This window comes from Acidovorax sp. GW821-FHT09A11 (genome assembly GCF_059418365.1).
In genome coordinates this window covers 831721-853371 of sequence record NZ_JBWKPS010000001.1, presented here as the reverse complement: position 1 = coordinate 853371, position 21651 = coordinate 831721, and the positions used below count along the sequence as shown (strand labels likewise).

Annotated in this window: 22 protein-coding genes; 8 read left to right on the top strand and 14 right to left on the bottom strand. The window is 70.2% G+C overall.

Annotated features, from left to right (window positions below; genetic code table 11):
- Window positions 1-97: 97 nt before the first annotated feature.
- The 4 genes from AC07PV_RS03900 to AC07PV_RS03885 form a co-directional block, all read right to left on the bottom strand.
- Complete coding sequence (locus AC07PV_RS03900) at window positions 98-409, bottom strand: HU family DNA-binding protein (protein ID WP_494629457.1); 312 nt, start codon at window positions 407-409, stop codon at window positions 98-100.
- A gap of 445 nt (window positions 410-854) precedes the next feature.
- Window positions 855-2402 carry an IPTL-CTERM sorting domain-containing protein gene (locus AC07PV_RS03895; RefSeq protein ID WP_494629455.1) on the bottom strand — a complete coding sequence of 516 codons (1548 nt, stop codon included), beginning with the start codon at window positions 2400-2402 and terminating at the stop codon, window positions 855-857.
- A gap of 74 nt (window positions 2403-2476) precedes the next feature.
- Entirely contained in the window at window positions 2477-3727 is a 1251-nt protein-coding gene (locus AC07PV_RS03890) for an IPTL-CTERM sorting domain-containing protein (RefSeq protein WP_494629454.1), read from the bottom strand.
- A gap of 237 nt (window positions 3728-3964) precedes the next feature.
- On the bottom strand, window positions 3965-4405 hold the full coding sequence (locus AC07PV_RS03885) for a hypothetical protein (RefSeq protein WP_218295253.1): 441 nt from the start codon (window positions 4403-4405) through the stop codon (window positions 3965-3967).
- A 312-nt stretch (window positions 4406-4717) separates the two neighbouring features.
- On the opposite strand from AC07PV_RS03885, the gene AC07PV_RS03880 reads away from it, so the two are divergent.
- Both AC07PV_RS03880 and AC07PV_RS03875 read left to right on the top strand, forming a co-directional pair.
- Window positions 4718-5839 (top strand): helix-turn-helix transcriptional regulator, encoded by a 1122-nt coding sequence (locus AC07PV_RS03880; RefSeq protein WP_494629452.1) that lies wholly within the window; start codon window positions 4718-4720, stop codon window positions 5837-5839.
- Between the two features lie 37 nt (window positions 5840-5876).
- Complete coding sequence (locus AC07PV_RS03875; RefSeq protein WP_492809019.1) at window positions 5877-6974, top strand: helix-turn-helix transcriptional regulator; 1098 nt, start codon at window positions 5877-5879, stop codon at window positions 6972-6974.
- A 241-nt stretch (window positions 6975-7215) separates the two neighbouring features.
- On the opposite strand, the gene AC07PV_RS03870 is transcribed toward AC07PV_RS03875, so the two are convergent.
- The gene (locus AC07PV_RS03870) at window positions 7216-7338 is read right to left on the bottom strand and encodes a hypothetical protein (protein ID WP_494629451.1); all 123 of its coding nucleotides are present in this window, start codon (window positions 7336-7338) and stop codon (window positions 7216-7218) included.
- Window positions 7339-7664: 326 nt separating this feature from the next.
- Between AC07PV_RS03870 and AC07PV_RS03865 the strand changes: the two genes are divergently transcribed.
- A complete protein-coding gene (locus AC07PV_RS03865) occupies window positions 7665-7946 on the top strand; it encodes a hypothetical protein (protein ID WP_494629450.1) in 282 nt (93 codons plus the stop codon).
- A 258-nt stretch (window positions 7947-8204) separates the two neighbouring features.
- Window positions 8205-9296, top strand: coding sequence for a helix-turn-helix transcriptional regulator (locus AC07PV_RS03860; protein ID WP_218295250.1), 1092 nt, complete (start codon window positions 8205-8207; stop codon window positions 9294-9296).
- A 105-nt stretch (window positions 9297-9401) separates the two neighbouring features.
- On the opposite strand, the gene AC07PV_RS03855 is transcribed toward AC07PV_RS03860, so the two are convergent.
- The 3 genes from AC07PV_RS03855 to AC07PV_RS03845 all read right to left on the bottom strand — a co-directional run bounded on the left by AC07PV_RS03855 (window position 9402) and on the right by AC07PV_RS03845 (window position 11505).
- Window positions 9402-10592: an NnrS family protein gene (locus tag AC07PV_RS03855; protein ID WP_494629449.1), complete on the bottom strand. Its 1191-nt coding sequence runs from the start codon at window positions 10590-10592 to the stop codon at window positions 9402-9404.
- A 22-nt stretch (window positions 10593-10614) separates the two neighbouring features.
- Complete coding sequence (locus tag AC07PV_RS03850; RefSeq protein ID WP_218295248.1) at window positions 10615-10908, bottom strand: DUF2249 domain-containing protein; 294 nt, start codon at window positions 10906-10908, stop codon at window positions 10615-10617.
- 222 nt (window positions 10909-11130) lie between these two features.
- Window positions 11131-11505 (bottom strand): PilZ domain-containing protein, encoded by a 375-nt coding sequence (locus AC07PV_RS03845; protein ID WP_218295247.1) that lies wholly within the window; start codon window positions 11503-11505, stop codon window positions 11131-11133.
- Between the two features lie 266 nt (window positions 11506-11771).
- On the opposite strand from AC07PV_RS03845, the gene AC07PV_RS03840 reads away from it, so the two are divergent.
- The 3 genes from AC07PV_RS03840 (at window position 11772) to AC07PV_RS03830 (ending at window position 13716) form a co-directional block, all read left to right on the top strand.
- On the top strand, window positions 11772-12266 hold the full coding sequence (locus AC07PV_RS03840; RefSeq protein WP_218338732.1) for a hypothetical protein: 495 nt from the start codon (window positions 11772-11774) through the stop codon (window positions 12264-12266).
- A gap of 109 nt (window positions 12267-12375) precedes the next feature.
- Window positions 12376-13155 (top strand): 2OG-Fe dioxygenase family protein, encoded by a 780-nt coding sequence (locus AC07PV_RS03835; protein ID WP_494629447.1) that lies wholly within the window; start codon window positions 12376-12378, stop codon window positions 13153-13155.
- Window positions 13156-13278: 123 nt separating this feature from the next.
- Window positions 13279-13716, top strand: coding sequence for a universal stress protein (locus AC07PV_RS03830; RefSeq protein WP_218295244.1), 438 nt, complete (start codon window positions 13279-13281; stop codon window positions 13714-13716).
- Between the two features lie 198 nt (window positions 13717-13914).
- On the opposite strand, the gene AC07PV_RS03825 is transcribed toward AC07PV_RS03830, so the two are convergent.
- The 4 genes from AC07PV_RS03825 to AC07PV_RS03810 form a co-directional block, all read right to left on the bottom strand.
- On the bottom strand, window positions 13915-14898 hold the full coding sequence (locus AC07PV_RS03825; protein WP_494629445.1) for a tripartite tricarboxylate transporter substrate binding protein: 984 nt from the start codon (window positions 14896-14898) through the stop codon (window positions 13915-13917).
- A 173-nt stretch (window positions 14899-15071) separates the two neighbouring features.
- On the bottom strand, window positions 15072-16256 hold the full coding sequence (gene bktB, locus AC07PV_RS03820) for a beta-ketothiolase BktB (protein ID WP_494629444.1): 1185 nt from the start codon (window positions 16254-16256) through the stop codon (window positions 15072-15074).
- A gap of 93 nt (window positions 16257-16349) precedes the next feature.
- Window positions 16350-17111: an SDR family NAD(P)-dependent oxidoreductase gene (locus tag AC07PV_RS03815; RefSeq protein ID WP_218295241.1), complete on the bottom strand. Its 762-nt coding sequence runs from the start codon at window positions 17109-17111 to the stop codon at window positions 16350-16352.
- A 28-nt stretch (window positions 17112-17139) separates the two neighbouring features.
- Window positions 17140-17655 carry a MarR family winged helix-turn-helix transcriptional regulator gene (locus AC07PV_RS03810; protein ID WP_218295240.1) on the bottom strand — a complete coding sequence of 172 codons (516 nt, stop codon included), beginning with the start codon at window positions 17653-17655 and terminating at the stop codon, window positions 17140-17142.
- A gap of 77 nt (window positions 17656-17732) precedes the next feature.
- Between AC07PV_RS03810 and AC07PV_RS03805 the strand changes: the two genes are divergently transcribed.
- Window positions 17733-18626, top strand: coding sequence for an EamA family transporter (locus AC07PV_RS03805; RefSeq protein WP_492244848.1), 894 nt, complete (start codon window positions 17733-17735; stop codon window positions 18624-18626).
- Between the two features lie 24 nt (window positions 18627-18650).
- Here AC07PV_RS03805 and AC07PV_RS03800 read toward each other — a convergent pair whose 3' ends face one another.
- The gene (locus tag AC07PV_RS03800; protein ID WP_494629442.1) at window positions 18651-19364 is read right to left on the bottom strand and encodes an RluA family pseudouridine synthase; all 714 of its coding nucleotides are present in this window, start codon (window positions 19362-19364) and stop codon (window positions 18651-18653) included.
- Window positions 19351-21567, bottom strand: a complete 2217-nt coding sequence (locus AC07PV_RS03795) for a hybrid sensor histidine kinase/response regulator (RefSeq protein WP_218295237.1) — start codon at window positions 21565-21567, stop codon at window positions 19351-19353. Before AC07PV_RS03795 ends, AC07PV_RS03800 begins: the two co-directional genes overlap by 14 nt.
- Window positions 21568-21651 lie beyond the last annotated feature (84 nt).

The following is a 21651-nucleotide window of genomic DNA, read 5'->3' as shown; positions in this document are numbered from 1 at the left end:
CAAGGAAGCGCAAGGGTTGCGCGCACTGCGCGCAAAACTCCTGGCGTCTGAAGAGACAGGACCGCGCCGGCCCCGGGCCAGCGCGACGGACGCAGGCCTACTTGCCCGCCTTTTCAGCCTTGCGCTGGGCCGCCCTGGGATCCACCACCGCCTTGAACCTGGCGCCGGGCACGAACTTGGGCACCGTGCTGGCAGGGATCTTCAGCGCCGCGCCGGTCGATGGGTTCTTGCCCGTGCGCGCAGCGCGCTTGGCGGACTTGAAGGTGCCAAAGCCCACCAGTTGAACGGCGTCGCCCCTCTTGACGGCAGTCTGGACGGCTTCGATCAGGGTTTCCAGCACCGCATTGGCAGCGGTCTTGGACAGGTTGTTCCTGGAGGCCAGGATGTCAACGAGTTCGGCGCGGTTCATGGTGGTGGCTCTCGATGCAAAGAGATGGGGAAAGTGGAGTTATAGCGCAGACACCCGGAGCGCCGTCGCTCGGTGCGGGGAGGCACCTTTGGCAAGCACTCCACCCCGGTCCTCTCGGCCAGCGCTTGACCGCTGATCGGTTGGTTGACCGTCTTCCCCTCCCAGCCCTCTTGAGCGGGATCCGCGCAGATTTGCGGCTGCCTGCACACCCGCTTCCCTCCAGGCAAAAAGAAAAGGCGCCCACAGAGAGCCCACAGGGAGCCCGGTCTGCCTGGCCAGTGCGGGTCTGCTCGACACCGGCGGTGGTTGGCCAAGCCTCCGGGCGTGTCCTGCGCGGTGGCCACGGCCGCCCTTGTGCGTGAGGGGGCTGGCAATTGCCGGCGCCCTGCTGCTGGCCTGTGAAACCCTGCCGGCGCTTGTCGGGGTTGCGCTGGCAGCTATCGAATCAGGAGCCCACAGCGCGGAGGCGCACGCCTGCGAGCAGCATCAGCGCGCTGAGCAGCAGCACGCCCCATTGCGACAGCGTGGGCACGGCCTGTGCGTTGCCCGGCCCGCCGGGGGCCGCCGCGCTGGGCGTGGCGGCGGCGGGCGGCGCCGAGGGGGCCGAGTCGATGCCGCCCAGGGCGGAAGCGACAACGGTGAAGGTGTAGGGCGTGCCGTTGGTCAGCCCCGTCACGGTGCAGCTGGTCGCGGGGTAGTTGGCGGTGCAGGTGCGGCCGCCGGGCTGGGCGGTGACGGTGTAGTGGGCGGGCGTGGTTCCGGTGCCTGCGGGGGGTTGCCAGCGCACGGTGACCTGGGCGTTGCCGGGCTGGGCGGTGACGTTGGCGGGGGGCAGGGGGGCGGTGTGGGTGTACAGCTCGCCGGTGTTCGTGACGGCGTTGCCAGTGGTTTCGCCGCCCAGCACCAGCACCTGGCCGCCAGCAAGCAGGGTCGCGGTGTGGCCCCGGCGGGCGGTGACCAAGTCGGGCTGCCGGGTGGCTTGACCCGGGCCGGAGGCAAAGGAGACTGTCGAGGCGATGACGCTGGCGCCACCCGCGCTGTCGCCCCCTGCCACCAGCACGTTGCCAGGGACACCAGGCAGCAGGGTGGCGCTGTTGCCGCCGAACTCGAAAGCGGGGAGATTCGGGCCCGCCGCCCAGGTGCTGTCGGCGGGGTTGAACACCAGGGTGGTCGTGACGTGGCTATTGCCACCTGCCACCAGCACCCGGCCATCGGGCAACAGCGTGGCGGTGTGCCGCGCACGGTAGAAGGTGTTCAGGGCGGGCACGGGCACCTCCGTCCATGCGCCCGTGGCGGGGTCGCGCAGGTAGGCGCTTTGGGCGGCGATGTTGCCGTTGTCGTAGCCGCCCACCACCAGCACGCGGCCATCGGGCAGCAGCGTGGCGGTGTGCTCGCGCCTGCGGGCGGGCAGGTCGATGCCGCTGGACCAGGTACCGGTGACGGGGTCGAAGATTTCCACGGAGGACAGCGCCTCCTGCCCCGCGATGCCCCGGCCGCCCACCACGAGCACGGTGCCATTGGGCAGCAGCGTGGCGGTGTGGTGGGAGCGGCGCAGCGTCAGCTGGCCCGTGCTGGCGGCGAAGGTGTTGGTCAGGGGGCTGTAGAGGAGGCTGTTGGCGTTGGCGCTGTTCACCGGGCCGGCCTCCCGCCCGCCGACCAGCAGCACATTGCCGCCGGGCAGCGGGGTGGCGGTGTGGCCGAAACGGGGGCTGGGCAGGTCGGGGCCGCTGCTCCAGGTGTTGGCCGCGGGGTTGTACAGGCGGGTGGTGGCGAGGGCGATGGGGTTGTTTCCGCCATCCACGTTGCCGGTGTCGCCGCCCGCCACCAGCACGGTGGAATCGGCCAGCTGGGTTGCGGTGTGCAGCGTGCGGGCCTCGTCCATGGGCGCGATGGGGGTCCAGCCCGCATGGGCGGCGGCCATGCCCAGGCACAGCGCGCTGGCATGCAGCAGGCGCCGCAGGGCTCTGCGGTGGTGGTGGGTGGGTGAGTGCATGGGGGTGAGATCCTCTTTTTTGTGGTTAAAAGTGGCTCCAGCGCTTTTCTGGAAAGGCGCTGGCAGCTATCGAATCAGGAGTGGATGGCACGGCGGCAAACGACTGCCAGCAGTACCAGCGCGCTCAGCAGCAGCACGCCCCACTGCGACAGCGTGGGCACGGGTTGCACACCACCGGGGCCTGGAGGCATCGCGCGGGGCGTGGCGATGACCAGCGGGAACGAGTTGGCGGACACGCTGCCATTGGCTCCGGTGGCCGTCACCCAGAGGGTGTAGGCCGTGCCATTGGTCAGGCCCGGCACGGTGCAGCGGGTGGTGGGCGCTGGCACGGTGCAGCTGGCGCCGCCTTGGCTGGCCGTGACGGTGTAGCTCACGGGCGGCGTGCCGCCCACGGGTGCCAGCCAGTTCAGTGTGATCTGGCCGTTGCCGGGCTGGGCCGTCACGCCCGTGGGGGCGCCAGGGGCGGGATTGGCGCTGGGTGTCGCGAAGGCCAATGAAGGAGGGGAGATGGACCCGTCCGCTGCGGCCGCCCTCACGAGGAAGCGGTAGCTGGTGCCGTTGCTCAGGCCGCTCACGATGCAATTGGTGGCGGGGTGCGGCGCGGTGCAGGTGCCGCTGACGGCGCTCAGGTTCAGGGCGGTGACGGTGTAGCTCACCGGCGTGGCGCTCACCGCGCCGCCCGCGGGTGCTTGCCAGCGCACGGCCACTTCGCCATCGCCGGGCGTGGCGGCGGCCTGGGTGGGCACGCCCGGCGGCAGCGGCGGTGCCTCGCAGTCGCTGGCGACGGCGACGGGGTTGGCGGTGCCTATGCGCAGGCCCAGATTGAGCTGCCGGAAGCTCCGACCGCCCGATATGCCCTCGCTGAAAGTATTGATGCTCCCACTGAACTCGGCATTCCAGCTCGGGGCGGTGGCGAGCACCAAGCCATCGACGGTGTAGGGGTTGTTGTTGCTGGCCAGGCTGGTGATGTTCAAGCCGTTGGGCAGCAGCGCTCCGCTGGCATCCGTGGCGGTAAAGGGGCCCGAGAACTGCGCCCCGTTGAAGCTGGCCTGCGTGTAGACCACGTTGGCGGCATTGTTCATGCGCCAGATGACGCACCTGAGGTCGGCGGGCCGCCATGTCTGGCTTTGGGCGGTATTGCCCCCGTTGTCGTAGACCATTGTGACGGCGTAGCGCTCGCCATCGCGGATTTCGGCGAAGGTGGACTGGTCGATGGTGCCGGTGCTGGTGATGGCGAACGGCGCGGCCTGCGCCGCGCAGGCCGCGGCAGTGGCCAGCACGGCTGCGAGCCAGTGGCGCAGGGGGTGGTGCATGGTGTATGTCATGGGTTGTGGTTAAAAAGTGCCACCGGCGCTTATTTGTCAAGCGTTGGAAGCTATCGAATCAGGAGTGATTCCAATCGCGCCCGCTGGTCCTTGGCGGCGATGGAGCGTTCGTCCTCGTCGCCGAGGTAGGTGACGGGGGCGTCGGGTGCGCGCCACCAGGGCTGGCTGTGGCCGGGCATGGAAAGAAGAATTCCTCTGGATGTGCTGTCGTTGGGAACAGGACGTGAAATAGAGTGCTCAAGGGCGCCCCTTGCGGCGCGCGCGCATCACTTCCACGTTGGCGCGCTGCTCGGGCGTGAAGCCTGGCGCGGGCTGGGCGCCGGGCGCCTTCTCCACGGCCAGCGCCATGCCCGCGTGCAGGGCGGCCAGCGTGGCGGTGGCGTATTCGCGGCTGGTCAGGCCCTGGCGCGCCAGCGCGGCGCGCACCTGGGGGTGGGCGTCGAGCTTGCGGGCGAGGTCCTCGACCGACTCGGCGTCGGCGTCGTCGTCGTCCTCATCGCCGCTGCTCCCGGGCGCCTGCGGCAGCTTGCGCAGCTCGGCCGCCGCCGCTTCCATGCGGTCCAGCAGCGCGGGCGTGAGGCGAAAGTGCGCCGGGTCGGCGGCGCCCGCCGCCCAGGCGCTGGCGGTGGTGGCGACCAGCGCCAGCGCGGCGAGGGTGTGGGTGATGGCAAGGGGCATGGCAGTGTTCACGAGGACAAGGTTTTGGTTTGAAGTAAAAATGGCCGGAAGCGCTTGCTGTACAAGCGCTGGCAGCTATCAAATTCGATGAGGATTTACGCAAGAACGGGTTCCGGAAAGACGTTTGCACCATGGCAAGGCCGCTGTGGCATCCTTGTTTGCGCACGTCCTGTCGATGTATCCAGGCAGCCGGGCCGGCCCGCCGTGGGGATGCGCGCAAGGCTAGGGGCGCACCGCCCGTGCGGCCCCACCCCGGCGGGGTAGTCGTGCGGCGGCGCGGCGCGCTACATTCGCGCTTTCGTGAAAAAAACCATGCCCACGCCCCGCCGCGCCACCCAAGCCGCCGCCCATCTGCGGCAACTGGCCTGCCTGGATGCCACCGGGCCGCACGCCATCGCGCCCGTGCTGGGCGAGCTGCACCACCTGATCGGGTTCGACGCGGGCTGCCTCATCCACCCCGGCGCGGGCGGCGAGATGGAGGTGTTCGTGGAGAGCCCCGTGTTGCAGGCCGCGATGCCCGACTATTTCGACCCGCGCATCCTGGCGAGCGAGGCGCGGGTGATGCACCGGGGTGCGCGCTTGTTTCAGGAGGCGCTGCGCGTGGAACGCGGCGCGCTGATGCTGCCGCAGATGGCCAAGGTGCCCCTGTCCGAGCTGGTGCGCAGCGACTTCTTCAACGCGGTGCTGCGCCCCGGCGACGTGGGCGATGGCCTGAAGCTGCCGCTGCACACGCGCGCGGGCCAGGGTGTCGGCATGTTGTGGCTGTACCGCCGCGAGGCGGACCGGCGCTTCACGCCCGAGGACGCCGCCGCGCTGGGCCGCCTCGAACCCGTGCTGGCGCGCGCGCTGCAGTCGCTGGATCCGGGCGAGGCCGGCGGCGACAGCGAGGTCTGCGGCCAGGGCCTGCTCGTCGTGTCGCCCGATGGGCGGCTGCAATGGATGTCGCCCGAGGCGCAGGCGCTGCTGGCGCTGGCCCTGGGCACGCGCTGGCGCGCGGGCGGCGGCAGTGATCTGCCGGACGTGGTGCGCCTGCTGGTGCAGCGCCTGTTCTGGCCCGCCACGGACGGCGAGGCGCCGCTGCCCGACGTGGCGGTGCGCAATGCCCACGGCGCGTTCTCGCTGCGCGCCACGCGCCTGGCGGGCGTGGCGGGGGCGGGCGAGGCGGCCGCCATCCACATCACCCGCCGGGTGCCGCGCGGCACCCGGCTGCTCGCCCACCTGCGCGCGCAGGACCTGCCCCGGCGCCAGGCCGAGCTGGCCTACTGGCTCGTGCGCGGTGCGCAGGAGTCGCAGATCGCCGAGCGCATGGGCGTGAGCATCAACACCGTGGCCTACCACCGCCGCCAGCTCTACGACGCTTTGGGCGTGCAGGGCCGCCAGGGGCTGGCCGAGCGGCTGCTGCCACCCCCATCGACAACTACCCCCCTGGGGTAGGCCGCGCGGCGCGCGGGGCCGATAGATTCGGCCCTCCATGCCCACGCACCACCAGGCGACGAACGCCATTGCGCACCTGCGCCACCTCGCCCGCCTGGATGCGAGCGGTCCGGAGCTGATCGCGCCCGTGCTCGCCTCGCTGCACGCGCTCATCGGCTTCGACTCCAGCGGCTACTTCTACCCCGGTGCGGGCGGCGAGCTGGACGTGCACATGGAACACCCCGCCGTGCAGGCCGCCGTGCCCGACCACTTCGACCCGCGCATCCTGGCGAGCGAGGCGCGGGTCTTCCACAACGTGCTGCAGCACGGCGACGACATCGCCCGCCACCCGCGCGGCCCGCAGTCGCTGGCGCAGATGCTGCGCGTGCCCGCCGCCGAGCTGCTGCGCAGCGACTACTACAACGTGGTGATGCGCCCCGCCGGCGTGGCCGACTGGCTCAGCCTGCCACTGCGCGCGCCGCAAGGCCAGGGCATGGGCCAGGGTGTGGGCATGCTGTTCCTGTTCCGCCCTCCCGGGGCGCGGCCCTTTGCCGACGAAGACCTCGCCATGCTGGCGCGGCTGCAGGCGTGGCTGGCGCGCACGCTGTGGCCCGGCGGCGTGAACGCGGGCGGCGAGGTGCTGCGCGAGGGCGTGCTCGTCGCCACGCCCCTGGGCCAGCCACTGTGGGCCTCGCCCGAGGCCGAGGCGCTCATGGCCCAGGCGCTGGGCTGGCGCTGGCGCGGCGCGGGCCGCGCGCCGCTGCCGCATGCGCTGCAGCTGCTCATCCAGCGCCTGCGCCTGCCCGGTGCGCCCGCGCCGGAAATGGCGCTGCGCAACGCCCACGGCGCGTTCCACCTGCGCGCCGCGCCCCTGGCCGCGGCCACCGGCCCCGGCGAGGCCGTGGCCCTGCACATCACCCAGCGCGTGGCCCCCGCGGCCCGCCTGCTGGAGGCGCTCGGCCGCACCGGCCTGCCTCCGCGCCAGCGCGAACTGGCCTACTGGCTTGCGCGCGGCCTGCCCGAATCGCGCATCGCCGGGTGCATGGGCATCAGCGCGAACACGGTGGTCTACCACCGGCGGCAGCTCTATGCGGCGCTGGGCGTGGCGAGCCGGGCGGAGCTGCTCGAGTGCCTGGCGGTGGGCGATATTGTCTGAGGTGTTTTGGCACGCTGGCGCTTGTGCATCAAGCGCCATAAGCTATCAAATTAGGAGCATCCTGGCCATGCGGCAGTCAGTCAGTCAGTCAGCCAGCCAGGCCAGCAACAGCAGGCCGGCGGCCAGAGCCGGCAGCAGGGCTCAGCGGTCCGTCGGGGCGTGAACCCGGTCCACCAGGCTCAGGACGACCCCAAGGCGCCGCACAACAAGCCATGACCTGGGAGGGCAGGGCGTGCGGAGGTCATGCCCATTTCCAAATCCTGCGCAGCACGAGGGCAATGGCGAACAGGCCCACGAGCAGGGGCGTCGTGGCTCCGGCAAAAAGCCAGCAGGGGAGGGCGTGGCTGAGCGCGGCGGTTTTCATGTTTTCGCTCCAGGGAAATACGAATACTGTGTAAATATACAGCATTTGACTGGGCATGTACCGCAGCGGCGCGAAGGGAAGGCCTGGCGGGAGCGGGTTTGGTGGGGCGCGCAATCAGCGAGAGCAAGCGGGGCCTGTCCGCAGGGCGGGACCGCTTGCAGCGGACGGTGGATGCCTTGCCTCTGGAAGGCCGACCACGCTGTCCGCAGGGGTATGGGGGAAACCATTGTTCGCCCTGTCCGCGCATGATGGGGACAAACCTTGGTTGCGACCGGAGCTGGGCAGTTCGCCGTAAGTACCGCAGCGCCCAGAATGGAAGGTGCGGTATGTCCATCACCATCACCGTCGCGCCGACGGTCGCCCGCGAGGCCTTTGAGCGAATAGAGGCCCTGGCCCAGGGGTTGCCAGAAACCGATCCCAACTTCGAAGGCCTGTCCATCCGCGTGGAGCGGCACGACTTCACCGGTGTGCGCGACTCGCACGACGAGTTGCGGGCTGCGCACCTGCTGCATCTGGTCGAGGATGCGATTGAATCCGAGACAAGCCATTTTGGCGAGCTGCAGCCTTCCCCCCAGTGGGAACGCCAGTCACCTTCATCCCTGTTCTAAGGAAACCGCGAGGATGCTGCGCGGCTTGCGGGGGGGCGGGTACCCCCAAAGAGACACGCGGCGGGCCGCGCTGAAACCTTGCATGGAGGCCCGGCCGGGGCGCCGCGCCACCACGGGCCCGGCGCCAAAAAGCAGAGGCCATGCGTCCCCGGGGCGCCGCGCCCCACCCCTGGGGGTGGGTTGCTGTGGGGGGCCGGTGTGCTAGCTTTGCCTCCACGCATTGCCTGGATGCGCTGTGGCACATAACTCAACTACTCCATGCCTTTTTCCCGTATTCAGCGGCGCGCCCTGGCGCGCCTGCAACAGCTGGCCTGTCTGGACGTCAACGGTCCGCAGCTCATCGAACCCCTGCTGCATGAGCTGCACCACCTGATCGCCTTCGACACGAGCGGCTACTTCCACCCTGGCAGCGACGGCGCGCTGGATGTGTACATCGAGCCATCGCTGGCGCGTGACTTGATGCACCTGTACTTCGAGCCGCAGGTGAGGGCGAGCGAGCACAAGGTGATCCGCCGCAGCGCCCACGATTTCGCCGCCGCCGTGCGCGACGACCATGGGCCGCAGGTGATGGAGCAGCTGATCACCGTGCCGATGGGCGAGCTGCTGCGCAGCGACTTCTACAACCTGGCGCTGCGCCCTGCGGAACTGCTGGACTGCCTGAGCCTGGTGCTGCGCACGCCACAGGGGGCGGGCGTGGGCGCGCTCAAGCTGTATCGCAGGCCGCAGGCGCCGCGCTTCGGGGCCGAAGACGCAGCCCTGCTGGCCCGGCTGGAGCCGTGGCTGGCGCGCATCCTGCAGCCCGGCGAAGTGGATGCGCACGACAGCGTGGTGCATGAAAGCGCCATGCTGGTGGCCTCGCCGCAAGGGCAGCTGCTGTGGACATCGCCCCAGGCCGACCGGCTGATGGCGCTGGCGTTCGGGCCGCGCTGGTACCGGCGTGCCGAACTGCCGCCCGCGCTCCAGGCGCTGCTGCAGCGCCTGGAACATGCCCGCCAGGGGGGCAGCGTCCGCGCGCCGCCGCAGCTGGACCTGCGCAACGCCAGCGGCGCGTTTTCGCTGCGCGCGACACTGATGGCCGCCGCGGCCGGCGAAGGCCGGGCGGCGGGCATCCACATCACCCAGCGGGTCTCGCGCGTGGCGCAGCTGCTGCCCGCGTTGCGCGCGCTGGGCCTGCCGCAGCGCCAGCACGAGCTTGCGTACTGGCTCGCGCGCGGCCTGCCCGAGGCGCAGATCGCCACGCGGATGGGCATCAGCGAGAACACCACCACCTACCACCGCCGCCAGATCTACACACGGCTGGGCGTGCAAAGCCGGCTGGAGCTGCAGGACTACCTCTTCGCACCGGCATGAGGGAGGGCACGGCCAGCCGCGCGCACGCGCCCACGCACGCACCACGGACCCGGTGGGCTGGCGCCGGAGTGGAGATGGCCTTGACGGCGGCGCGGCGCACGGCCGCTACCCTGGATGGCCGTCGGCCCGTGGGCGGGACAGCACCGGCCAGTAGCGCACGGCGTACAGCGCAAAGCCTGCCGACCAGAGGGCGGCGGACAGCAGGCTGGCGTGCACCGTCTGCGCGGGGCTGGCGAGCGGCACCGCCACACGCACGGCGGCGGCCAGCAGCACCAGCAGGTAGCAGGCGGTGTCGCAGCGGTCCGCGCGCAGGGGCCGCCCCGTGTGGCCGCGCGCGGTGCGCGTCATCATTCCGATGATGAGACCGCCCACCGCGCCCACCGTCAGGGCGTGGGTGGCCAGGGAGGAGGCCGCCAGGCCCAGGTCGCCCAGGCAGCGAAGCAGCAGGTGCACGGGAATCCAGAGATAGGCCATGTGCAGCACCCAGACCAGCGGCACGCGCAGCGCCGTCCAGGGCTGCCACAGCGCCCAGCGCCAGGTGTGAGCCAGACAGGCGAATGCCGCGATGGTGGCCAGTGGCCATCCGCTCAGGCCCGTGGCGTCCGCGGCGAGCAGGGCCAGCACCGATCCCAGCGCGGCCTTTTCCACGGCAGGCCGCCGGGTTGCTTGCGCACCCGCCACGCCGTTGTTGGTGAACATGGGGATCACGCGCCCGCCCATGACGGCCAGGATGAAAAGAACCACGTCCAGCGCGATCCGGATGCCGAGCCCTGCGGGGACGGGAAAGACGCCCAGCTGCGACAGATGGAAAAGCAGCATGGCGGCGCCCAGCAGCAGGAGCAGCGCCACAAAGAAATAGTTGCGCTGGTTCCGCGCCTTCCAGAACGCAATGCCCAGGCTGGCCGCCGCGGCCAGCGGAAACGCCACGTTCACCACGGCGGCCGTGGCTGCGAAGGGTGTGAGCACCAGAATCCGTCCCGCCACCCACAGGGCGGCCAGCGCACCCAGGCGCCATCCCGTCGGGGTGGGAAGGTTGGTCCAGTTGCGGCCGGCGGTGAAGAGAAAGCCCACGATGACCGCCAGCGCGAAGCCGAACAGCATCTCGTGGGCATGCCAGAGCGGGCCCGCCAGATAGGGGCGGCCCAGCGCGCCGGAGAACTGCAGCGCCCACAAGGGAACGGACAGCGCTGCGAACACGCTTGCCAGCAGGTAGAACGGCCGGAAACCGAGCGCGAACAGGGCCAACCGCCGGGACGGGGCGGGGCGCGGTTCTTCCATGCCGATAGGGAGTGCCATGGCGGTAGGGCCCCGGCCCGGGCTACGCACCGCCGCAGGCGCCGCAGCATTGCCCGCTGCCGTGGCCCGGGGCGCGTTGTTTCTGGATGCGCACGCGCCATTGCGCGGGCCCGTTCTCCAGGTAGCTCCAGGTGAACTGGCCCGGCAGTTCTTCCTGGAACTGGTAGTACAGCGGCCGGGGATCGTGGTCGTTGACCAGGTCCATGGCCTGCCCGGCAGCCAGCTTGCCAAAGGCGAGAAAAATGGACGGATGGCGCTCGCGGGGGGCGATTGCGCGCACGTCGATGGTGGCTGCGGTGGTTGCTTGGTCTTGCATGGTGCTTAAAGATTCATGTTTTATGAATCTATTATGGCGCGTCCCGCCGGAACGTCAATTGATGAGTGTCAATGAATGGATGCCGTGAGGGATGCCGTGATGAATGCCGTCGCCATGCCGAGCCCGGGCAGGCACGGCGCGGTCAAGGGCGGGGCCTGCCTGTGCCTGTGCCTGCGCCCGCCGCAAGCCCGGCCGGCTTCGGCGCCGGGGGCCGTCGCTTGTTCAGGAAAGGGAGGAGGCCGCGGTCAGCTCGCCCAGGTCGCGTTCAAGCAGTGCGGGGTCGCCCAGCTGCAGCTCGATCAGGCGGCGCAGGTGGGTCACGCTGTCCAGGTCGATCCCGCGGCACAGCAGACCGGTGTGCAGCCCCTCCACGTGCGCGACCTCGGTGGACATGGCGATGTGGTTGCCGGTTTCGGCCAAGGGAATGGTGAGCTGGCACAGCATGCCGGTCTGCAGGTTCGCCTGCGCCGGTGCCACCAGCAGCGCGCCCTTGAGCGAAAGGTCCTGCACGTGGACGCTGAAGGCGTCGGTGGACGTGGTCAGCAAGGCCGGCGCGTCAAAGCCGACGCGGACAAAGTGGCGGCGTTCGTGGGGCATCGCTGTCTCCTGGACCGAAGCGGGTGGTGGCACATGCTACTCCAAGCCCGGCGGCTGCACGCATTTGCCGGGCACGCCGGGCCGCCGGATGAACCTGCTTCAGGCGGCGTGGGGCGGCGGCGGGCAGCCTGGTTCTGTCGCCATTTGCTTACATCTTTTGCGCGGATTCGGGTTTAGGGTAGGGCGGGCTTTGTTACAAATCAGGGTCCGCGCACCGCAGCCGCACATCGTGTGCTGTTCCGGGCGGTACAAGCAAGGAGTTCCCGATGAAAACCACAACCATGACCACGATGTCCACGATCCGTCTCCTCCTGTCTGGCGCGGCGGCCGCGCTGCTGCTCGCCGCGGCGGGCGGCGCGCATGCGCAGACCTACATCAATGCCACGGTGGGCGGCGAGCTGGCCCCCGGCGTGTACGGCCGAATCAACATCGGCAATGCGCCACCGCCGCCGCTGCTGTATGCCGAGCCGGTCATCATCCACCGCCCCGCGGTCGTGGTGCCGCGCTCGCCGATCTACCTCTACGTGCCGCCCGGCCATGCCAAGAACTGGGGCAAGCACTGTGCGCGCTACAACGCGTGCAGCCAGCCGGTGTACTTCGTGCAGGAGCCGCCACCACGCCGTGGCCCTCCGCACCGGGGCCCTGGCCGCGATGACCGCCGGTGGGATGACGACCATCGTCACGGCGGCAAGCAGGACCGCGACCATGACCGGGGCCGCGGCAACAATGGCAAGGGCCATGGACATGGCCACCGCGACTGACTGACTGACGGACCGCGCGGCGCACCTCCCTGCAAGGCCGCGCCGCGCTGCACCGCGTTTGCGCCATCGCAGACGCGGTGCCGGCACCAGCGGTTAAGCTCGGGCCTCTATGGCCCAAGTCACTTTTTCTCCCCCCTTCACCGCCCCCCAGGATGTCGCCAGCCAGCTGCGGCAGAACGGCTTTGCCGTCCTGTCGCCGGCGGACGTGGCCCGCTGGACGGGCTGCGCCCTGCCGGACTTGCTGGGCCTGAACGGCGACTGGGCGGGGCTGCCCCCCGATGATTTCCTCAAGGACGGCGGGCGCTACCGCCGCCGCCGCCATGCCTGCTTTGTGGTGCAGGACGGGCAGGTGCGGCAGGTGCCGCACCGCGCGCACTGGCAGCCTGTGGAGTACAACGCGCTGCATGGCGGCATGGAGCGCTGGTTTGCCCCCATGGAGCCCGCCACCGTCGCCCGGCCGGTGTGGCAGCAGCTGCTGGCAGCGCTGGCCGGGGTGTCCGATGCCGTGTTTGCGCGCTCCGAGGCGCCTGCATCCTGGTTCGTCGAGGCCCACCAGTTCCGCATCGACACCACCGACGGCATTGGCCGGCCCACCCCCGAGGGCGCCCACCGCGACGGCGTCGACCTGGTGGCCGTGTTCCTCGTGGGGCGCGAGGGCATCAAGGGCGGCGAGACGCGGGTGTTCGAGGCGGTGGGCCCCAGCGGCCAGCGCTTCACGCTGACCGAGCCGTGGTCCCTGCTGCTGCTGGACGACGCGCGCATGATCCATGAATCCACACCCATCCAGCCCCTGGCCGAGGGGGGGTATCGCGACACCCTCGTGGTCACCTGCCGCCGGGGTGGTTTCCAGGGGGCGGATGTGGTCGGGCAGGCCCCTGCGGGCCGCTGAACGCTGGCAAGGGAGTGCGTCCGATTTGATGCGAATCAAGATGCGCGGTATGGTGGGCGTTCAAACTGATGTCCATGGCCGGGCCACAAGCCAGGTCCCACACTCAACTCAAGGAGAAGCACCATGTTCAAGCACATTCTGGTTCCAGTCGACGGTTCCAACACCTCGATGCTCGCGGTCTCCAAGGCCGCGGCCCTGGCCAAGACCTTTGGCAGCGCCGTGACGGCGGTCTACGTGGTCGATCCCTATCCCTTCACGGGCGTGGGGGCTGATTTCGCCTACGGCCAGGCCCAGTACATCAACGCGGCCACCGCCGAGGCCAACAGCGCCCTGGATGCCACCAAGAAGGCCATGGCCGAGGCTGGCGTGCCGGTGACCACCGTGGTGGGCGAAGGCCACGCAGTGCATGAAGGCATCCTGCGCGCGCTGGAAAGCACGGGCGCCGATCTCATCGTGATGGGCTCGCACGGCCGCCGCGGACTTGAAAAGCTGGTGCTGGGCAGCGTCACGCAGCGCGTGCTGGGCGTGGTGCACATCCCGGTGCTGGTCGTGAGGGACTGAGCGCCATCCCCCATGAAGAACGGCTCCGAAAGGAGCCGTTCTTCATTTCAGTTCTCGATGGCGCCGCGCACCAGCGCATCCCACATTCCACAGCTCGTGGAACAGGCACGCCCTTCGCCGGTGCACCCGTGGATCTGGCTTTGCCAGGCCACCGGCTGCGTCCCCCTTCAGGGGGAAGGCGCGAAGCGCCTCAGGGGGTCACTCAATCTTCGCGCCCGAGGCTTCGACGATGCCCTTCCACTTGGCGTAGTCGGTCTTGAGCAGGGTGCCGAACTGCGCGGCGGACATGGCTTCCGGCTCCGCGCCCTGGGCATGGATGGCGGCCTTCATGTCGGCCGTGGCCAGGAGCTTGTTGATCTCGGCGTTGATGGCACTCACCACGGCGGCCGGCGTGCCGGCGGGGGCGAACACGCCGTACCAGGTGCTCACGTCGAAGTCCTTGAAGCCCGACTCGGCCACGGTGGGCACCTCGGGCAGGGACGAGCTGCGCTTGGCCGAGGTCACGGCCAGGGGGCGCAGCTTGCCGGACTTGATCTGGCCCATGGCCGAGGGCAGGGACGAGACCAGCAGGTCCACATTGCCCGCCAGCGCATCCATCAGCGCGGGATTGGATCCCTTGTAGGGAATGTGGCTCAGCTTCACGCCCGCGGCCTTCTCGAACAGGTCGCCCGCCAGGTGGATGGATGTGCCGTTGCCGGGCGAGCCATAGGTGATGGTCCCGGGCGCGGCCTTGGCGGCGGCCACCACGTCGGCCAGGGTCTTGTACTTGGAGTTGACGCTGGTGGCGATGACCACGGGCGTGTAGGCGACGTGGGCCACGGCGGTCAGGTCCTTGGTGGGGTCCCAGGGCAGGTTCTTGTAGAGCCAGGGGCCGATCACGAGGTTGTCCTTCTGGCCCATCACGAGGTCATAGCCCGTGGGGGCCGCCTTGACGGCCTCGCCGATGCCGATGGTGCCGCCGGCGCCCGCCTTGTTGTCGGCCACCACGGTCCACTTGGCGCTCTCGGTGAGCTTGGTGGCCACCAGGCGCGAGAGGATGTCGGTGCCGCCGCCGGGCGGGAAGGGCACGATCAGTCGGATGGGCTTGGTGGGGTAGGCCGCAGCCGGTGCGGGGGCCTGGGCGTGCGCGGTGGTGCCCATGGCGAAGGCGAGGGCGGTGAAGGAAAGCAGGGTGCGAATCATGGTGAGAGATGTCTCCGTCGGTTCAATATGGACAGGCGGCCGCGCAGGCGCGCTCCGCTCTGCTGGTCTTGGCGCCAGCACCCGCGGATGATCGCCGATCCTGCGCGGGGCTGGCCTTGCCGATACAGGGTGGCAACATCGCCACTGGCGATGGCAAGGCCGGGCGGCACGGGTCAGATGCGCTCGAAGATCGCTGCGATGCCCTGGCCGCCGCCAATGCACATCGTCACCAGCGCATAGCGGCCCTGCACGCGCTGCAGCTCATGCAGCGCCTTCACGGTGATGAGCGCACCGGTCGCACCGATGGGGTGGCCCAGCGAGATGCCCGAGCCGTTGGGGTTGACCTTGGCCGGGTCCAGGCCCAGGTCCTTGGTCACCGCGCAGGCCTGGGCGGCAAAGGCTTCGTTGGCTTCGATCACGTCCAGGTCGTTCACCGTAAGGCCTGCCTTTTTCAGCGCCAGTTGCGTGGCGGGCACGGGGCCGATCCCCATGTACTTGGGGTCCACGCCCGCGTGGGCATAGGCCACCAGGCGGGCCAGGGGCTTGGCGCCACGGGCCTTGGCGGCGCCGGCTTCCATCAGCACCACGGCGGCGGCGGCGTCGTTGATGCCCGAGGCGTTGCCGGCCGTCACCGTGCCGTTTTCCTTGAGGAACACGGGCTTGAGCCTGGCCAGGTCCTCCATCGTGGCGCCGGGGCGGAAGTGCTCGTCGGTGGCGTACAACACGTCGCCCTTCTTGCTTTTCAGGGTGACGGGCACGATCTGGTCCTTGAACAGGCCGTTTTGCGTGGCGCGCTCGGCCCTGTTGTGGCTTTCCACGGCCAACTTGTCCTGGTCTTCGCGGCTGATGCCCCACTTGGCGGCGATGTTCTCCGCCGTCACGCCCATGTGAATGTTGTGGAAGGGGTCGTGCAGCGCGCCGATCATCATGTCCACCATCTTGGTGTCGCCCATGCGGGCGCCCCAGCGCATGTTCAGGCTGGCAAAGGGCACGCGGCTCATGTTCTCGGCCCCGGCGCCAATGGCCACGTCGGTGTCGCCCAGCAGGATGGACTGGCCGGCGTTGACGATGGCCTGCAGGCCCGAGCCGCACAGGCGGTTCACGTTGTAGGCGGGCGTGCCTTCGCCGCAGCCGCCGTGGATGGCGGCCACGCGCGAGAGGTACATGTCCTTGGGCTCGGTGTTGACCACGTGGCCGAACACCACGTGGCCCACGTCCTTGCCTTCCACGTTGGCACGCGCGAGCGATTCGCGCACCACGAGCGCGCCCAGCTCGGTGGGGGGCACGTCCTTGAGGCTGCCGCCAAAGGTGCCGATGGCGGTGCGCACTGCGGAAACGACGACGACTTCACGGGTCATGGGGAGGTCCTTTCAGATGAGTTTCAGATCAAATTGGCCGCTAGCGCTTGTCCATAAAGAGCTGGCAGCTATAAAAACAGGAGTATTGGGGCTCTAGGCGTCCCGGACATCGGCCACCGGGTTGGTGCCGAAGTCTGCGCGTTCCAGCCAGGCGAGCACGCGGGTGGCGGCGTCGGCAGGCGATGTGAGCTGGCCACCCGTCTTGAGGTTGGCGAAATTTTGCTGGTCCGGGAACGCCTCGGGCGCGGCGCCGCGCAGCTGCACCTGCATGTCGGTGTCGATCACGCCGGGGGCCAGCGAGCATACCTTGGCGCCCTGGGGCTTGATGGCTTCGTCCAGCGCCACGCAGCGCGTGAAATGGTCCATGCCCGCCTTGGCGGCGCAGTACGCGGCCTGCGAGGCCATGGCCCGGCGGCCCAGGCCCGAGGAGATGTTGAGCACCTTGCGCGGCACCGTCCAGGCATCCGTCGCGCCCAGGAAGGCGGCGGTGAGCTGCATGGGCGCCTCCAGGCCCACGCGCAGGGCATGGGCCAGGTCGGCGGCATCGCTGCCCGAGAGGGGGGCGATGCGCGGGATCACGCCCGCGTTGTTGATGAGCGTGGCGCTCGCGAACACCTGCGGGCCCTGCGCCGCGAGCCAGCTTTGCAGCCTGTGCGCCGCCTGCTCGCCCTGCGAGAGGTCTTGCTGCCATTGTTCGAGGGTGACGCCCGCCGCCTTGGCTTCGGTGGCCAGGTCCGCATTGGCGCTGCGCGCGATGCAGATGAGGGTGTTGCCGCTGCGCAGGAGTTGCTGGGCCATGGCCAGCCCCATGCCGCGCGATGCGCCGGTGAGGATGTAGAGGTGGGTATGAGGCATCCCCCCATCGTACTGCGGGACGCCCGGCTCAGCTGTCTCCGGCAGGCTCCAGCGCCGCGAGCAGCAGCGACAGCCGCGCGTCCAGCGCCGCAAGGTCGGCGGCCTTGAGCGGCGCCAGGATGCGGTGCTCGTTGGCGACGTGGGCCTCGACAGCGCGGTCGATCAGCGCCAGCCCCTCGGCGGTGAGCTGCACCAGCGAGCTGCGCGCATCGTCGGGGTTGGGCAGGCGCGTGATCCAGCCCTGGGCCTCGAGCTTGCCCATACGGTGCGTCATGGTGCCCGAGGTGACCATGAGGGTGGAGAACAGCGTGGTCGGCGCCAGGCAGTAGGGCGCGCCGCTGCGGCGCAGCGTGGCCAGCACGTCGAACTCCCAGAAGCTCAGTCCGAACCCGGCAAAGGTCTCGTCGAGCCTGCGCTGCAGCAGCGCGGCGCAGCGCTTGATGCGCCCGATGGGGCCCATGGGGCTCACATCCAGGTCGGGGCGCTCGCGGCTCCACTGGGCCAGGATGGCGTCTACGGCGTCGGGCTGGCGTGGGGTGGCCATGGGCTTTGTGATCGATTTATCTTGATTTCAAGATTGTATGGTAGAGTATTTTTATCTTGATTTGAAGATAAGTTGCCATGCAAAGCACCCGCACCTCTCCCTGGCTGGATGCGCTCGCCACGGCCGTGGGCCCGGTCATCTGGGGCTCCACCTACATCGTCACCACCGAGCTGCTGCCACCCGACCGGCCCTTCACCGCCGCGCTGCTGCGCACCTTGCCCGCGGGCCTGCTGCTGGTGCTGTGGTGCCGCCGCTGGCCGGCGTGGGGCGACTGGGTGGGCTGGCGGCGGCTGATGGTGCTGGCGGCGCTCAACATCGGCGTTTTCCAGGCGCTGCTGTTCGTGGCCGCCTACCGGCTGCCGGGCGGCGTGGCCGCCGTGGTGGGCGCGGTGGGCCCGCTGGTGGTGATGGGCCTGGCCTGGGCACTGGATCACCGCCGCCCGCCCGCCCTGGCCCTGGGCGCAGGCGCGGCCGGCGTGCTCGGCATGGCCGCACTGCTGCTGTCGCCCGGTGCGCGGTGGGACATGGTGGGCGTCGGCGCGGCATTGGTCGGCACCGTGTGCATGGCGGCAGGCACCTTCTGGTCGCGGCGCTGGCGGTCCGACCTGCCGGTGCTGGCGTTCACGGGGTGGCAACTGCTGGCCGGCGGCATCATGCTCGCGCCCGTGGCCTGGCTGGTGGACCCGCCGCTGCCCGCGCTCACCGCCCCCCAGGTGGGCGGGTATCTTTACCTGAGCATCGCGGGCGCGTTGCTGGCCTATGCGCTGTGGTTTCGCGGCATAGCGCGCCTGCCGTCGGTGGCGGTGTCGTCGCTCGGGCTGCTCAGCCCCGTCACGGCCGTGCTGCTGGGCTGGGTGTTGCTGGGCCAGGCCATGACGGGCGTGTCGCTGGCCGGCATGCTGGTGGTGCTGGCCAGCATCCTGGCGGTGCAATGGGCGATGTCGCGGCCCGTGGCGCCGGCGCGGCTGTAGCGGCGGGCGGCACCGGCCGCGGGGTCAAAAATCCGCCGCCCATTCGAGGGCAAGGTGCGCTCCGGTGGCCGGGTGTGCAAAGGCCAGGTGGCTGGCATGCAGCAGCAGGCGCGGCGCGAGGCCCTGGGTGGCCGCGTCGGCATACAGTGCGTCTCCCAGGATGGCGTGGCCCACGGCGGCCAGGTGCACACGCAGCTGGTGGGTGCGGCCGGTGACGGGCGCAAGCTCGACCCGCGTCGTGCGGGCGGCCAGGTCGCAGCTCAGCGCGCGCCAGCGGGTCAGGCTGGGCTTGCCCTGCGTGGCGTCGATCACCCGCAGCGGGCGCCGGGCCCAGTCGGCGGCGATGGGCAGGTCGATCTCCTGCCATGCCGCGGGGTCGGCCGCGCCCTGGCCCATGCATCCCCGCACCACCGCCTGGTACCGCTTGTGCACCGTGCGCTCGGCAAAGGCACGGCTCAGGCGGCGCTGGGCCTCCAGGTGGCGCGCCATCAGCACGAGGCCCGAGGTGGCCTGGTCCAGCCGGTGAACGATCAGCACCCCTGGCCAGTGCTGCTGGGCGCGGGTGCTCAAGGCATCCTGCTTGTCCGGGCCGCGCCCGGGCACGCACAGCAGGCCCGACGGCTTGCAGAGCACGAGCAGGTCCGCGTCCTCGTACAGCGCCCGTGGGGCGGGGCAGGCGGCGGCTCCAGGCGCGCACGCCTGGGCCGCGGGCGCGGAGGGGCCTTCACCGGGCGGCATCGTCGCCGCCCACCAGGCGCTGCACGGTGGCGCAAAGCTCTTCCACGTCGTTGGGCTTGTGGATCAGCGCCTGCGCTCCCTCGGCCAGCGCTGCCTGTTCGATCTCGGCCGTGACGTAGCCCGAGGCCAGGGCCACCGGCAGGTCGGGCCGGATGAGGCGGGCCTCCCGCACCAGGTCCACGCCGCAAAAGCCCGGCATGTTGTAGTCGGTCACGAGCAGGTCGTAGCAATCGGGCGCCGCGTTCAGAGCTGCCTTGGCCTCGTGCGGGTCGGTGAAGCCGCTGACCTCGTAGCCGCGGCGGCGCAGCAGGCGCTGCACCAGGAACACCAGGGCCTCGTCATCGTCCACGTACATCACATGGGGCTTTCTCGGGGGCGGCTCGCACCCTGGGGGCTCTGGTGTGTCCGGCGCGGCGGCGGGGGCGGTGGCCGTCGCTGCCGGCATCGGCACCGGGGGCTCGGCGGCGGCGCTTGCGGCGGCCACCGGGAAATACAGCGTGAACCGGCTGCCCTGGCCCGGCGCGCTGTGCACGTCCACGCCGCCCTCATGGGTGCGCATCACGCCATGCACCACCGCCAGGCCCAGGCCGGTGCCCTGGCCCACCGGCTTGGTGGTGAAGAACGGCTCGAAGATGCGTTCCAGCGTCGCCGCATCCATGCCCGGGCCGCTGTCGCGCACCGACAGGGCCACGTAGTCCACGGGGGCCAGGCCCAGCCGTTCGCTCAGGCGCTGGTCGGGCTGCACGGTGGCCGCCTCCACATGGATGCTGCCGCGCTCCGTGCCAATGGCGTGGACCGCGTTCGTGCACAGGTTGAGCAGCGCCTGCTCCACCTGCGTGGCATCCGCCAGAACAGGCGGCAGGCCCGCCTGCAGCTGCATGTGCAGCTCGATGGCGGGTGGAAGGGTCACGCGCAGCAGGCGCTCGGTGTCGTGCACGACCTCGGCCAGCGACACGGCTGAGCGCTGTGGCGGTTCGTTGCGGCTGAAGGTGAGGATCTGGCGCACCAGGTCGCGCGCGCGGCGGCCGGCCTTGTCGATTTCCCCCAGGCTCACCAGCACGGGAGAGCCCGGCGCGCAGTCGGCCTGGGCCAGCGCCACGTTGCCCAGGATGGCCCCCAGGATGTTGTTGAAATCGTGCGCGATGCCGCCGGCCATGGTGCCCACGGCCTGCATCTTCTGCGACTCGCGCAGCTGCGCCTCGAGTTCGTTGCGGTGCGCCTCGGCCTTCTTGCGGCCCGTGAGGTCGCGGGCGAAGACGGTGGTGGTTTCGCCTTCGGCGTGGCGCTCGAACGAGACGCTCACTTCCACGGCCAGCTCCTTGCCGCTGGCGGTGAGGGCGGTCATCTCGCCCAGCATGGCCTGCGTGGTGAGCTGCGCAAACGCCAGTGCCTGGGCGGCATCGGGCAGGAAGCGGTCGAGGGTGCTGCCCAGCGCATCGCTCGCGCTGCACTGGAACAGCGCGGCCGCTGTGGGGTTGAAGACCGTGATGCGCCGGTGCTGGTCCACGCAGATGATGGCGTCCAGCGCCGAGTTGATGACGGCTTCGAGCCGCCTTTCGCTCGCGTGCAACTGCTCGTTGCGCTGCTGCAATGTGGCCGCGCTGTGCTGCAGCGCCTGGCGTTCCGCGAGCAGCGGGCCCTGGTCGATCACCGCGCACAGGAACTGCGGCAGCGGCGGGCCGTTGCTTTGTGGTGCCTCGATGTGCGCGATGTGCAGGTCGCCGGTGATGCGCGTGTCCGCATTGATGGAAAACACGACCTCCTTGGCCTCGCTGCGGCCCAGGTCCCGCGCCAGCGCGAAGGCCTCGCGCACGCGCCTGGCGTCCTGCGCGCGCACGAAGGGCATCAGCGCCGAGAGAGGGCGGTCGCGCTCGGTGGGCTGGAATGATCGGTGCGCCATGGAGTTCGCCTGCACCACCAGATCGTGCTCGTCCACCACCATGAGGGCCAGCGGCACGCTGGCGAACAGCGTCTCGAAGCGCTCGTAGGCACTTTCGGCCACCGTCTGGCTGTAGCGCAGGACCTTGTTCTGGCTCTCGAGTTCGGCCTGGTAGGCCCGCAGCTCCGCCACCAGGCTGTCGGCCGGCGAGCCCTCCCGCGCGGCAGGCGGCGCCGTCCGCACGACGGGTGGGCCCGCGGTGTCCGCCGCATGGGCTGGCATCCGGCGGGCAGGATCCAGAAAGGACAGGTCGGGTTCGCTCATGAAGGGGGCGTGGCGTCAACGTGAAGGAGAGGCAGGCGCGGGCGTGGTGGGGCGCCCAGCCGGGGCCGCCCGGGGCGCATGCGC